Here is a 13,179-nt window from a genome sequence, read left to right as displayed (position 1 = left end):
GTGCGACCAGCTGTGCCGTTCATCATTCCCCCTCGCCGCGCGAACCGCGTCGGCTATTTCACTCCCGAGCCGTCCAACCGCGCACGATGCGCACTTGGACACAGGGCAGGCGCCTGAACAAGCGCGGTGAATTCGATGCTATGGCCGAGAGGGGAATTGATGCGACCGTCCACAGTGGTCCACCGGGGACGGAATCACCCGGAGGCGGAATCGCCCGCGATCGTCACGGAGGCGGCCTGGGCCCGGTGTTGGCCGCCGTTCTGCTGCCGGTCCTGCGGGCACCGCGCCGTCCGGAGCGGGAAGGCGACCTCGACCACCAGACCGCCCCGCGGCCTCGCGTGCGCGTTCAGAGTGGCGCCGTGGGCCGTGGCGATGGAGCGCACGATCGACAGGCCGAGGCCGTGGTGGCCGTCGCCCGCGGTGCGGTCGAGCCGCTGGAACGGTTCGAACAACCGCCCCACCCGGTCCGGCGGAACCCGGTGGCCGGAATTGGCCACCCGCACGACGGCGCGCTCGCCCTCGACGCGGGTCACCAGCTTCACCCACCCATCGGGCACGTTGTAGCCGATGGCGTTGTCCAGGAGGTTGGCCATCAGGCGCTCGACCAGCGCGCTGTCGCCCCAGGTACCCGCGGCACCGGTCGCCGAGTCCACCCGCAGCCCCCGCCGCTCCGCCCGCTCGCGGCAGCCGAGCACCGCCTTCCCCGCCAGCTCCGCCAGCTCCAACGGCTCCCGGCGGTCAAGGCCGCGTTCACTGCTCGACAAGGTCAGCAGCGACTCCAGAAGCCGGGCCTGCTGTTCGCTGAGCACCAACAACCGTTCGAAGTTCGACCGGAAGGACTCCACAGTGGCATCGCGGTCGATCAACGACTCCTCAAGGAGCGCGTGTTCGACGGTCAGTGGCGTACGCAGTTCGTGTGCGGCGTTGGCGACGAACCGTTTGTGGGAGTCAAGGGCGCCCTCCAGCCGACCGAGCAGCCCGTCGACCGTGTCCGCGAGGTCCTTGAGTTCATCGGCGGGTCCCTCGGCGGCGAGGCGTTCGTGCACGTTGTGCGCGGAGATGCGCTGGATGGTGGAGGTCATCGTGCGCAGGGGCCGCAGCACCCGCCCCGCGACGAACCAGCCGAGGCCGATCGCGATCACCGACATGATGGCCAGCGCGACGCCGGACTCGATCAGCAGACGGTTCATCTCCATCTCGTGCTGGCGCATCGCCTGCTGGCGCCGAGCCTCCGCGATGCCCTTCAGGGCGGCCGAAGCGCCCCCGTCCGTATACATGTGGGCGCCGTCGTCCGTGGGCGGGCCGGACTGTTCGCGGCTGAAGAAGAACACCCCGTTGAAGCGGCTGACCAGCAGGTAGGTGATCGTCAGCAGGACGGCGCCGGATACGACGAACAGTGATCCGTACAGCAGGGTGAGCCGCATGCGCACCCGTTTGGGCAGGAGTCGGGCGGCCGCCCAGGCACGGAACCGGGCCGCGTGGGCCGAGTTGGGCAGACGCATCGGCATCGCACCTCACATCCCGTACCCGGGCACACAGACGTTTGCCAGGCTACCCCCCGCGGCGCCACCCCCGAGTCGCCCCGGCGAAATCCGGGACCCGGCGGGAGAACGCGGCATCCGCGACGCCGATGCGCACGTCGCGGATGCCGACCGTCCTTTTCCGGTATGGGTATGGGGGCGGGCTCACCCGTGGCCGGGCGGTACACCCCCCGGTCCTGGTCCGGGGCCATGCGGGCCAGGACCCGGCCCAGGGCCGCCGGGACCGCCGGGGGCGAAGAAGACTCCCGGCCCCCCTGGACCTCCCGGACCGCCCGGACCTCCGGGGCCACCGGTGAACATGGTGCCGGGCGGGCCACCGGGCGGGCCGCCCACCGGCTCGGGCACCGGCACCGCGCCGTTCCCGGATTCCAGCGCCGACGCGTCACCGCTCGCGGACGGCTGACGGGAGAACTGCGTGCGGTACAACTCCGCGTAGAGACCGTCCAGTTCCATCAGCTCCTCGTGGGTGCCGCGCTCCTGGACCCTGCCCTGGTCGATGACGAGGATCTGGTCGGCATCGCGGATGGTGGAGAGGCGGTGGGCGATCACCAGGGAGGTGCGCCCCTTCAGCGCGGTCTTCAGAGCCCGTTGCAGCGCCGCCTCGGACTCCGAGTCCAGGTGCGCGGTCGCCTCGTCGAGGACGACGATGGGCGGGGCCTTGAGCAGCAGCCTGGCCATGGCCACGCGCTGCTTCTCGCCTCCGGAGAAGCGGTACCCGCGGTCGCCGACGACGGTGTCGAAACCGTCGGGCAGCACCTCGATCAGGTCCCAGATCTGCGCCGCCTTGCACGCCTCGATCAGGTCCTGCTCGGTGGCGTCGGGACGCGCGTACGTCAGGTTGTCGCGGATGGTCGCGTGAAAGAGGTGCGCGTCCTGCGTGACCATGCCGACGGTCTCGTTCAGCGACCGCAGCGTCACGTCGCGGATGTCGTGGCCGCCGATCCTGATGACGCCCTCGACCGGGTCGTACAGCCGCGGCACCAGGTGGGTGATCGTCGTCTTGCCCGCGCCGGACGGGCCGACCAGCGCGGTCAGCTTGCCCGCGGGCGCGGTGAAGGTCAGATCGCTCAGGGTCCAGGTGTTCTGCACGCGTTCCTGCATGGGCAGGGCGATGGACTCCAGCGAGGCGAGCGAGACGTCGGCTGCCCTCGGGTAGCGGAAGAACACCCCGTCGAACACGATGTCGGGCGCGGTACCGCCGGCGTCATTGGTGGCGGGCAGGGGCACGGCGTCCGGCTTCTCGGAGATCAGCGGCTTGAGGTCGAGGATCTCGAAGAGCCGGTCGAAGCTGACGAGCGCGGTCAGCACGCTCGTCTGCGCGCCGGCGAGCTGGTTGATGGGCCCCATCAGCCGGGTGATCAGGGTGGCGAGCGCCACCAGGGTGCCGATCTGGAAGGTGCCTTCGATGACGAGGCTGCCGCCGAGGCCGTAGACGAGCGCGGTGGCGAGCGAACCGACCAGCATCATCGTCAGGAAGAGCATCTTGCCGTAGACGGCGGTCAGGATGCCGAGGTCCCGGCCCTTGGCCGCGAGCCCGGAGAACATGCCCGTCTCACCGGCGGGACGGCCGTACAGCTTGGCCAGCAGGGCGCCGGTCACGTTGAACCGCTCGCTCATGAACGAGCCGACCTCGGCGTTGACCTGCATGTGCTCCCGCATGATCCGCTGGAGCCGCCCGCCGACGAGCTTCCCGGGCAGGATGAACAGCGGAATGATCACCAGGGAGATCAGGGTGACCACCCAGGACAGATAGAACATCGTGATCAGTACGAGGATCAGCGTCAGGCCGGCGGACGCCACCGTGGACAGCAGTGTCGTGACCGCCTGTTGGGCGCCGACGACATCGGTGTTGAGCCTGCTGACGAGCGACCCCGTCTGCGCGCGGGTGAAGAACGCCAGCGGCTGGCGCTGCACATGGTCGAAGATCTTGGTGCGGAGGTCGTAGATGAGCCCCTCGCTGATCCGGCCCGAGTACCAGGCCTCCGCGAACCCGAGCGCGGTGCTCAGCAGCGCGATGCCGGCCACCGCCACGGAGATCCACACGACCACCGAGGTGTTGCCCTCCACGATTCCGTTGTCGATGAGGTACATGAACAGGACGGGCGTGGCCACCACGTTCGCCGCGTTCAGCGCGGTGATGGCCAGGAGAAGGACGATGTTGAGCCGGTACGGTTTCGTATAGGGGATGACGCGTTTCGCCGTGCCGGGCTTGATTCGCTGTTTGGTCACCGACTCGTCCGGCCCCATACCGCCGCTCATTATCACCGGCCCCGGGCCACCGATCATGGCCACGAAAACCTCCCGTTTCCGTTGTCGTTGCGGTCCGGGTGCGCCTAGCCGGCGGCTTCGTACTTCTCCATCTCCTCGATGAGGCTCTTGGGACGGATGTCCGTCCAGTTCTCCTCTATGTAATCGAGGCAGGCCTTCCGCGAGTCTTCGCCGAAGACGGTCTTCCAACCGGCCGGCACTTCGGCGAAGGAGGGCCAGAGCGAATGCTGGTTCTCGTCGTTGACCAGAACGAGGAAGGTGCCGTTTTCGTCGTCGAACGGGTTGGGCATGACCACTCCGATCAGTTTCTGGCGTTTCAATTTCTGTCGGCAGGACGTGTTTTACGCTAGCCGGGTACTCGGGGGCCGACAAGGGCGTCCAGTGAGTGCCGGACGCGGGACGGAATTCATGGCGTTCGGCCGGAGAGGAATCCGGTGATCGCCGCATTCACTGCGGCGGGCCTCTCCAGATATCCGTAGTGGCCGCAACCGGGGATCTCGGCATAGGTACTTCCGGGAATGCTCTTCGCGACCTCGTGGGACAGGTGCGGGCGGATGACCAGGTCGTCCTGGAACCCGATGACCAGACAGGGTGTGCTGATGCGCCGGTACGCCCGCAGGCGGTCGGGGATCAGCTGGATCCCGAGCTGGCCGCGTGGCGCCGACCGGTCGACGGCGGACATCTCGAAGACGGCGAGCCAGTCCCGCAGCCCCTCGTCGTCGTTCAGCGTGCGCGGCGAGAGATTCTGCAGGGCCTGCACATAGGCGGCGAACCGGGGCGGCAACTTGCCGTCGCCGTCGCCGAGTTCGAGGTCGGCGGCCGTCATGGCGGCGGTCAGCGCGTCCGTTCGTCCGCTGGTCGCCATCAGGACGGCCCGCGTGACGAGTTCGGGGCGGGCCAGGAGGAGTTCCTGAACGGCGATCGCGCCCAGTGAGTAGCCGACGATCGGGCACGCGTCCTCGCCGAGGTGCTCGATGAGGCCCGCGATGTCCGCCGCCATGTCGTGGAGGGTGAACTCCTCGGGGCAGGGGTCGCTCGGCGGGATCCCCCGGTTGTCGAGGGTGATCACCCGGTAGCCCGCCCGGGTCAGGGCGGGTACCTGGTGCGTGCGCCATATCCGGCCGGGCGCTCCGGTGCCGGTGACCATGACGACCGGCTTGCCGGTGCCGTACTCGTCGTAGCCGAGTCTGACTCCGTTGACGAGGGCGATCGGCATCGCGGTGTCCTCTCATCCGAACCGGCCGACCTTGTCGATGACGTCCTGGCCGTAGATCCGCAGCGCCTGCTGGAGCGCGAACTCCGCCATGTACGCGCGGAAGGCGTCCGGCGGTTCCTCGGCGAGGTTGAGCATGCGGCGGTTGGCGAGCACCGCGGCCCCGTCGAGCCGGGCCACACAGCGCTCGACAGCTGCGTCCATGTCCTGCGGTTCCACGACCTCGTCGACCAGCAGCCCGGCCGCCGGTTCCGCGGCCCTGATCCTGCGGCCGCCGAGGATGACCTGCCGGGCGAGCCGGGGGCCCGCGTACCGGGTGAACCGGAAGTTGGCGACGCCGGGGATGATGCCCTCCTTCGCCGCGGGCAGGCTGAGGTAGGCGTCGGAGGCGGCCAGCACGTGGTCGCAGACCAGCAGGAGCTGGGCGCCGCCGCCGATGGCGAAGCCGTCCACCGCGGCGACCCACGGCTTCTCCACGCACGGCGAGTGCCACTGGCCGGGGTGGTCGGTGAGGACGCCGCGTACGAGCTTGTGGAGGTAGCCGAGTTCGCGGCGCAGCAGGAACCCGACGAGCGGGATGTCACCGGAGCTGAGGCTCTTGAGGTTGATGCCCGCGCTGAACACGCGCCGGCCGCGGTAGCGCGGGTGGCTCATCTCTCCCCCGCGCAGCAGCCCCACGCGTACGGCCGGGTCGAGCAGGGCGAGGTCGACGGCGGTCTCCATGTCGTCGACCTGGCAGGTGTCCTCGGCGTTCAGACGGTCGTCCCGGCACATGGTCAGCCGGGCCACGCCGTCGTCGCCCCGTTCGACGTGCACGGACTCCATCCGTACCTCTCCGGTGCGCGTGAACTCGTCGAGCAGTCCGAGGGCGCGGGGAGTCGGCCGGAGCATGGCGTCGAGGAGGTGCGGGCCCGCGGCCGGTGAGCGCAGTACCGCGCGCAGGAAGATGCCCTGGTCGATCTCGTGCCCCTCCTTGGCGGCCTGGGGCCTGCTCCGCTCGGCCGCGAGCCGGGCCTCGTCGGGCACCAGGCCGGGCAGCTCGGTGGCGGCGGCCTCGAGGAGTTCGCCGATGCGGAGTGCGACGGTGCGTCCACCGGTCAGTCGGTCGTACACGGCATCGGCGTACGTGTCGAGGAACGCTGCCCGCAGGGCGCGGGCCGCGTCCTTGGCGGCGGCGATTGCGGCCTGCTCGCCGGGTGTGCGGGCGGGCGGTTCCGGCTGGGCCTTCGCGAGTTCGTCGACGCGGGCGACGGCTCCGGACGAGGCGGCCAGGGCCGACCAGATGTCCCTGACGTCCTCGTGTCCGGATGTCGCGGGCGGGGCGGGCGTGGCGCCGGGGCCGTGGCGGACCGTCGTCACGAGGCCGCCACCTCCTCTTCGGTTCCCTGCCGCAGGGTGCGGTCGCAGGCCGCGAGGTGGGCGCCCAGGGCGTCCTCGAAGCTGGTCGTCGCGGCGTCGAACAGCAACTGCCGCCGGATCGCGATCTCTTTGCCGGACAGGCCGTCCGCGAGGTCGGCTGCGGCCGTGGCGGCCGCAGCCGGGTCGTCGGCGAGTTCGTCGACGACGCCCAGCGCCAGCGCCTCGGCGGCCTCGATCGGGCGGCCGAACAGGACGGCTCCCCGGACCCGAGCGGCCCCGGCGAGCTGGACCAGGCGGTAGCCGGCCATGCCGGGCCAGGTGGCCGTGGCGTCGCGCGGGACGAGGAGCCGGGTGTCCGGGGCGGCCACGCGGAGGTCGGCGGCGAGGAACGCGTCGAGCGCGGTCCCGCCGCAGTCGCCGCGAGCCACCGCGAGCGTGGCGGCCGGCAGCCGTTCCAGGCGGCGCAGGGCGCGCTCCCACTTGGTGACGAGCGTGACGTCGAGGCCGCCGGTCCAGTCGCCGTGCGGCGCGCCGGTGACATGGACGGACGTGACGCCGTGGCCGTGCGGGTCCTCCGCGCGGTCGCAGAGGTCCGTGACGGCCTTGACGGCCGTGGCCGAAAGGGGCTCGGAGCCGTCCAACTCCAGTGTGCGCAGGGGCTTCATGGTCCCGTCCGTCCTCGTCGTCGGCCCGTTCCCACCACGGCTCGCCCTCACCATCGGATCAGCGCGGTCTCGATGGTGGAGCCCGGACCCATGGTCATGAGCACTCCGTACTCGCCGGGCCGGGTGACCCCCTCTTCGAGGAGGCGTTCGTAGGAGAAGAGGAACGAGCCGCTGGACACGTTCCCGTGGTCGCGCAGCACGCCGACGGTGTGCCGTACGTCATGGCGGGTCAGCCCGAGGTTGACCACGACGGCGTCGATGACCTTCTTGCCCCCGGAGTGCACGAGCCAGTGCCGTATGTCGCTCCTGCGCAGCCCGGTGCCGTCCAGCAGGCGGTCGACGACGATCTCGGCGTGCGCGCCCACGACGTAGGGGATCTGGGGGTCGAGGAAGAAGCTGAACCTGCCCTGTGCGCGGTCCCAGTCGTAGCGCATCGCGTCCACGGCGTCCGGGATGATGCAGCTGGCGAACTTCAGTACCGCCGGTTCCGGTTGTGCCGTCGGCTCGCGCCCCTCCCCCGCGAGGAGGGCGACGGCCGCCGCGCCGTCACCGAAGAGGCTGTTCACGACGGCCGTACGCATCGTCGAGTCCATGGCGTACGCGGCCGAGCACGCCTCCACGCAGAGGACGACGGCGAGTTCACCGGGGTGGGACGCCGCCCAGCCGGCCTCCACGCTCAGGGCGTTGAGGCCCGCGTTGCAGCCCATGCCGACGATATCGGCCCTGCCGCAGTGCCGGTCGATGCCCAACTCCCGTATCAGCAGGGCGCTGAGACCCGGCGTGAGGAATCCGGTGGAGGTGACGCAGCACAGGTGGCGCAGGTCGGCGAGTTCGGCTCCGGCGCTCTTCAGGCAGACGCGCAGCGCTTCGGCGCCCATCTCCAGTGCCAGTGCCTTGTGCTTGTCGAGCAGGTCGCCCTGGGACTCGGGGGCGCGCACGCCGTGGGCGTCCTCGGCGGGCAGGGTGAGGTTGCGGCGCTCGATGGCGCTGTTGAGGAAGACCGACCGCACCTTGGGGTCGGTGATGCCGAAGGCGTCGAGTACTTCCCGCTGGGAGTAGGAGGTGGCGCTCACGGCCGTGCCCACCCCGACGATCCGGGGGGCCGTCGGCAGTTGGCTCCGCCGCGTCGCCGGGGCCCGGACGCCGTCCAGCACCCCGGGCGGTGCTATGTCAGTGGTCATCGGAAGGTCCACCCCCACATGCGTGGCTTGCTTCGGCGCGGTTCTCGCAGGGCGTTGGTGCCGGTCACGGTGCTGCCCCTTCCGGTGTCGCGCTCCGCGCCTCGATGAAGCGCGCGAGCCTCGCGGCGCCCTCCTCGATCTGAGCGGGCGTCAGGTAACTGGTGGAGAGGCGGATGCCGTGCTGTCCGCCGCCCTCGGGATGGAAGTACGACATGGGCGTCCAGATGACGCCGAAGTCCTGAGCGGAGTGGATCAGCGCGGCGTTGTCGGCGCGGAACGGCACGCGCACGGTGAGGAAGAAGCCGCCCGTGGGTTCGTTCCAGCGCACGCCGAGGGCCTCGCGCCGGTCCGGCGGGAGATAGCGGTCCAGCTCCCTGAGCGTGGCCCGCATGGCGTCGCCGTAGTAGGCGGCGGCCGCGGTGTTCAGCTCCGAGACCATCCCGTCCGCCGCGAGGAGGGCGCCCGCCACGGCGGCCTGGCTGAGCGAGGAGGTGTTGACCGTCACCATGCTCTTGATCTTCGCCAGCTCGTCCGCGAGCAGTCCGGTGCGGCCCGCGTCGTCGAGGACGGGCTGGTCGGCGATGACGAAGCCCACCCGGGCGCCGGGGAACACCGTCTTGGAGAACGAGCCCAGGTGCACCACGGTGTGCGCGCGGTCCAGGGACTTCAGGGTCGGCAGCGGCCGGCCGGGGCTCACCAGGCGGTAGGGGCTGTCCTCCAGTACGAGGATGCCGTGGCGGGCGGCGAGGGCGAGGAGTTCGGCGCGGACCCGCGGGCCCATCGTGGTGCCGGACGGGTTGGAGTGGTCGGGAACGACGTAGAAGGCCCGGGGGCGGCGCCCGCGCTCCCGCTCGTTCCTGATCGCCGCTTCCAGATCGGCGCAGGAGAACCCGTCCTCACCTTCCTCCACAGCGGTGACGGCGACGTCCAGGAGCCGGGCCGCGCCGGTGATCCCCACGTAACAGGGGCTGGAGACGAGGAGGACGTCGTCGGGTCCCCTGATGAGGGCCCGCAGTACGAGGAGCATCGCCTCCTGCGCGCCGACGGTCACCACGATGGACTCGGCCGGTACGTCGATGTTCTCGTCGGCGCGCAGCGAGTCGGCGATGATCTCCCGGATCTGGCCTGCGGTGGGCCCGTACTGGTACATGGCGGTGCGCACCTGCCGCGGTGAACTGCCCTGCTCCTCAAGGTGGTTCAGATACCGGCGCAGGTGCGTGAAGATCTGCTCGCTGTCGAAGAAGCCGTCGTAGGGGCGGCCCGGCGCGAAGGAGATCGCCTCCGGGTAGCGGGAGGTGATCTCGTTGAGGAAGGTCATGGTGTCCAGGACCGGGTCGGACACGCTGGCGTGCAGCTCGGCCTTCCGCAGCGGCCGTGCGGCGCGTACCGGCGCCGCTTCGGCGGGGCGGGGGCCGGTGCGGATCGCGTCGGGGCCGATGTCCGTGAGCGTGGCGGCGCCCGTGAATGCCATCGCGTCAGTCAGCTCCCGGACGAGGCCGCCCAGCGCTTCCGTCACGCCCGCGCGTCCTCCCGCCCGCAGCCCGTCGAGGACCGGGCGGCCCACGACGACGGCGTCCGCGCCCGAGGCGAGTGACGCCAGGATGTCCGCGCCGCGGCGGAGACCGCCGCTCAGCAGGACGGGGCAGCGGCCCGCCACGGCCTCGGCGATCTCCGGGAGGGCGTCGAAGGCGGTGACCACGATTCCGTCGGCGCCCGCGTCGAGGGCACGCCGCGCCCCGGTGGCGCTTGCGATGCCCGCGACCAGCAGCGGCAGCCCGGTGGCCGAGCGCAGCCACGCCACGTCGGGCCAGTCGGCGCGGGACCGGAGCAGGGTGCGTACGTCGTCGAAGGGGCCCGGCGCGCCCAGTTCGGCGGGGGCGGCGACGCGCCTGGCACGGACGTCGTCGCGGTCGCCGAGCGCGAGGAGCAGCGCCCCGAACCCGGCGTCCCGTGCCCGCCCGGCGAGGCGGCGTGCCGTCTCCCGGTCCTGGAACGCGTAGGTCCGCAGCCAGAGGGGGACGTCGGCGGCCGAGGCGAGTTCGGCGAAGGTCCGCTCGGCGAAGGCGCTCACCACGGCCGGGAGCCCGGCCGCCGCCGCTGCCCTGACGACGGCGAGTTCGCCGCCGGGCCGTGCCGGGGCATCGAGCGGGCCGACGACCAGCGGCGCCGACCAGCTCCGGTCGAGGACCTTCACGGTGGTCTCGGGCGCCGCGGCACCGGCCTGTCCGGACTTACCGGGCCACCCGGACAGCCCGGCCTGTCGCAGGCCGATCCGGTCGAAGGCGTCGCGGTTGGCGGCGGACGCGCGGTCTTCGGCAGCCAGGGAATTTCCCGGCGCATAATCGTCGGCGATCTGTTCCGCCATGGATTTCCCCCAGGCGTCCGCGAGTCCGGCAGTTCAGCAGTCAGCAGTCAGCAGTCAGCAGTCAGCAGTCAGCAGTCAGCAGTCAGCAGTCAGCGAGAATTCGGCATCCGGCGCTCAGAGTCACATGGATCCCGACGGACCGACAACATCGTCCAACCGCCCGTTTCGCGCACTTGGACGAGCCGGATCCCATTCGACGTCCCAGCCCCCGGCGCCGAGCGCGTCCGCCAGCTTGTCGGCCGCTCGGGCGGGAACCGCGAACCGCACGGTGAATCCGGCGCCCGCGACGGCCGTCTCGACGGCGGCGTCCTCCGCTGTGACGCCGAGGTCCGCGACGGCGGCGAGGAGCCGCGCCAGCTCTCCGGGGCGCTCAGCGACGGCCACTCGCATCCCGTAGCTCTCGCAGTCCGGGGGCCCGGGAATCTCCGCGAGGCCCGAGATGCCCCGGTCGAGCAGGTCCACCAGCGCCCGCATGCCGAGGTCGCGGTCCGCGCCGCCGGGCCGGGCGAGCGCGTCCAGCGCGGGGACGAGGCGGGACAGATCGGTGTGCAGGTCCTTGAGAACGCCCGCGACGGCCGGGGCGTTGGCCTCAAGGATGTCGCCCCACAGCCGGGAGTCGCCGCCTGCGATCCGGGTGGCGTCGCGCAGCCCCTGCCCCGCGACGCGGGAGAGACCGGCGGGACCCTCCCGCAGCCGGGCCGCGACGAGGCTGGCCATCAGATGCGGTACGTGGGAGGTCACGGCCACGGCGGCGTCGTGGTCCCGACTGCGCATCACGATCGGGACGGCGTCGCACAGGGCGACCAGTTCCAAGGCCCGTTCGAAGGCGTCGTCCGAGGCGAGCCGGGACGGCGTGAGCACCCAGTTGCGGTCACGGAACAGCTCGGCACGGGCGGCCAGCGGGCCCGAACGCTCCCGGCCCGCCAGAGGGTGGCCGCCGATGTAGCGGGCGGGTTCGGGGGCACCGCGCAGCACCGCCTGTTCGGGCCCCGCCTTCACACTCGCCACGTCGGTGTACGAGCGGGCGAGACCGCGTTCCTGCGCCTCGGCGAGGACGGCACCGACCTGGCTGGGCGGGACGGCGATCACAGCCAGGTCGACGGTCTCCCCGGGGGCTCGCGCGAGGCCGGCGCCGAGCGCGGCGGCCGTTCTCGCGGCGGCGGGGTCCCGGTCGGCCAAGAACACCCGCACGCCCCGCCTGCTCACGGCGAGCGCGACGGACGTGCCGATCAGACCCGTGCCGATGACGGTCATGGTGCGCATCACTGAACATCACCCGTTCGAAAGGCCAACGACCATAAACCGAAAGGCCGCTCACTTTATTCTGGACGGTTAATAGCGGCAAAGGCTGTCGCCTCCGAAGGCGGCCGTCCATTTCCTTCGTAGCCAGACGCGTTGCCGGGCTCGTAGGGTCCCCGGAAAACTCATTTCTCTCCGGATCTGGAGCCATTCATGAGCGAATTGGCAAACCCCGAGAGCACCGAGAATCCGCTGTCGGACCTGTCGATCGACTACGTCGAGATGTACGTCGAGGACCTGGCGAGGGCGACGTCCTCGTGGGTCGACCGGTACGCCTTCACCGTGGTCGGTACGAGCACGTCCGCGGACCACCGCGGGGTCGCGCTCCGCCAGGGGCAGATCACTCTCGTCCTCACGCAGGCGACGTCGGACGAGCACCCCGGCTCGGCGTACGTGGCGGGGCACGGCGACGGTGTCGCCGACATCGCCCTGCGCACCGCCGACCCGGAGGCGGCCTTCCACGCGGCCGTCGCGCGCGGCGCCCTGGCGCACCGGTCCCCGGAGCGGCACCCCGGCGGCGGCCCCGCGGTCACCGCTGCGGTGCGCGGCTTCGGGGACGTCGTCCACACCCTCGTGCGGCGCGCTCCCGGGGCGGGGCCCGGCCTTCCGGCCGGCTATGTTCCCGTGCCGGACGCGAGCCGTGAACCGGCCGCGGACGCGGGCCTGTTGGAGCTGGACCACATCGCGGTGTGCCTGCACGCGGGCGACCTCGGGCCGATGGTCGACTACTACTGCGACGCGCTCGGTTTCCGGGACATCTTCCAGGAGCACATCACCGTCGGCGCCCAGGCGATGGAGTCGACGGCGGTGCAGAGCCGGTCGGGCACGGTGACACTGACCCTCATCGAGCCGGACACGTCGGCGGCGAGCGGCCAGATCGACGAGTTCCTCAAGAGCCATCAGGGCGCGGGCGTCCAGCACCTGGCGTTCTCCGCGGGCGACGCGGTGCGGTCGGTGCGGGGCCTGTCCGAGCGGGGCGTCGGCTTCCTGCGTACGCCGTCGTCGTACTACGACCTGCTCGGCCGGCGCGTCTCGCTGAGCGCGGAGCGGCTCGAGGACCTGCGGGCGACGCACGTACTGGCCGCGGAGGACCACGACGGGCAGCTCTTCCAGATCTTCACCGCCTCTGACCATCCGCGCGGCACGCTGTTCTTCGAGATCATCGAGCGGCGGGGAGCCGAGACCTTCGGCAGCGCGAACATCAAGGCGCTCTACGAAGCCGTGGAGCTGGAGCGGACGAAGCAGCGTGGATTCCATCAGCGCTGACGCGGCGCCGCGCGGCCCGGTC

Annotated in this window: 10 protein-coding genes; 1 reads left to right on the top strand and 9 read right to left on the bottom strand. The window is 71.2% G+C overall.

All coding sequences use genetic code 11. The features are described from left to right. Positions 1-194 precede the first annotated feature (194 nt). The 9 genes from CP975_RS31975 to CP975_RS31935 form a co-directional block, all read right to left on the bottom strand. Positions 195-1,502 carry a HAMP domain-containing sensor histidine kinase gene (locus tag CP975_RS31975; RefSeq protein WP_150477624.1) on the bottom strand — a complete coding sequence of 436 codons (1,308 nt, stop codon included), beginning with the start codon at positions 1,500-1,502 and terminating at the stop codon, positions 195-197. 183 nt (positions 1,503-1,685) lie between these two features. Continuing rightward, a complete protein-coding gene (locus CP975_RS31970) occupies positions 1,686-3,827 on the bottom strand; it encodes an ABC transporter ATP-binding protein (RefSeq protein ID WP_055532586.1) in 2,142 nt (713 codons plus the stop codon). A 47-nt stretch (positions 3,828-3,874) separates the two neighbouring features. After that, positions 3,875-4,099 (bottom strand): MbtH family protein, encoded by a 225-nt coding sequence (locus CP975_RS31965; RefSeq protein ID WP_055532548.1) that lies wholly within the window; start codon positions 4,097-4,099, stop codon positions 3,875-3,877. Positions 4,100-4,215: 116 nt separating this feature from the next. Then, positions 4,216-5,025 (bottom strand): alpha/beta fold hydrolase, encoded by an 810-nt coding sequence (locus tag CP975_RS31960; RefSeq protein WP_055532550.1) that lies wholly within the window; start codon positions 5,023-5,025, stop codon positions 4,216-4,218. A gap of 12 nt (positions 5,026-5,037) precedes the next feature. Next, entirely contained in the window at positions 5,038-6,306 is a 1,269-nt protein-coding gene (gene dpgC, locus CP975_RS31955; RefSeq protein ID WP_055532588.1) for a (3,5-dihydroxyphenyl)acetyl-CoA 1,2-dioxygenase DpgC, read from the bottom strand. A gap of 71 nt (positions 6,307-6,377) precedes the next feature. After that, complete coding sequence (gene dpgB, locus CP975_RS31950) at positions 6,378-7,046, bottom strand: enoyl-CoA-hydratase DpgB (RefSeq protein WP_055532552.1); 669 nt, start codon at positions 7,044-7,046, stop codon at positions 6,378-6,380. Positions 7,047-7,093: 47 nt separating this feature from the next. Beyond that, positions 7,094-8,227 carry a 3,5-dihydroxyphenylacetyl-CoA synthase DpgA gene (gene dpgA, locus CP975_RS31945; RefSeq protein WP_055532554.1) on the bottom strand — a complete coding sequence of 378 codons (1,134 nt, stop codon included), beginning with the start codon at positions 8,225-8,227 and terminating at the stop codon, positions 7,094-7,096. Between the two features lie 64 nt (positions 8,228-8,291). Next, a complete protein-coding gene (locus tag CP975_RS31940; RefSeq protein ID WP_150477623.1) occupies positions 8,292-10,592 on the bottom strand; it encodes an aminotransferase class I/II-fold pyridoxal phosphate-dependent enzyme in 2,301 nt (766 codons plus the stop codon). A gap of 120 nt (positions 10,593-10,712) precedes the next feature. Next, positions 10,713-11,855, bottom strand: a complete 1,143-nt coding sequence (locus CP975_RS31935; RefSeq protein ID WP_070321246.1) for a prephenate dehydrogenase — start codon at positions 11,853-11,855, stop codon at positions 10,713-10,715. Positions 11,856-12,044: 189 nt separating this feature from the next. On the opposite strand from CP975_RS31935, the gene hppD reads away from it, so the two are divergent. Then, entirely contained in the window at positions 12,045-13,157 is a 1,113-nt protein-coding gene (hppD, locus tag CP975_RS31930; RefSeq protein WP_055532556.1) for a 4-hydroxyphenylpyruvate dioxygenase, read from the top strand. Positions 13,158-13,179: the final 22 nt, after the last annotated feature.

The sequence above is a fragment of the Streptomyces alboniger genome (genome assembly GCF_008704395.1).
In the GTDB taxonomy this organism is placed as follows: domain Bacteria; phylum Actinomycetota; class Actinomycetes; order Streptomycetales; family Streptomycetaceae; genus Streptomyces; species Streptomyces alboniger.
The sequence above is the reverse complement of the archived record's forward strand: the minus strand, read 5'-3'. Positions and strand labels throughout refer to the sequence as shown.

Coding starts and splice junctions, on each gene's coding strand:
- CP975_RS31975 (WP_150477624.1), bottom strand. CDS start 1,502: ATGCGTCTGCCCAACTCGGCCCACGCGGCCCGGTTCCGTGCCTGGGCG.
- CP975_RS31970 (WP_055532586.1), bottom strand. CDS start 3,827: ATGATCGGTGGCCCGGGGCCGGTGATAATGAGCGGCGGTATGGGGCCG.
- CP975_RS31965 (WP_055532548.1), bottom strand. CDS start 4,099: ATGCCCAACCCGTTCGACGACGAAAACGGCACCTTCCTCGTTCTGGTC.
- CP975_RS31960 (WP_055532550.1), bottom strand. CDS start 5,025: ATGCCGATCGCCCTCGTCAACGGAGTCAGACTCGGCTACGACGAGTAC.
- dpgB (WP_055532552.1), bottom strand. CDS start 7,046: ATGAAGCCCCTGCGCACACTGGAGTTGGACGGCTCCGAGCCCCTTTCG.
- dpgA (WP_055532554.1), bottom strand. CDS start 8,227: ATGACCACTGACATAGCACCGCCCGGGGTGCTGGACGGCGTCCGGGCC.
- CP975_RS31940 (WP_150477623.1), bottom strand. CDS start 10,592: ATGGCGGAACAGATCGCCGACGATTATGCGCCGGGAAATTCCCTGGCT.
- CP975_RS31935 (WP_070321246.1), bottom strand. CDS start 11,855: ATGCGCACCATGACCGTCATCGGCACGGGTCTGATCGGCACGTCCGTC.
- hppD (WP_055532556.1), top strand. CDS start 12,045: ATGAGCGAATTGGCAAACCCCGAGAGCACCGAGAATCCGCTGTCGGAC.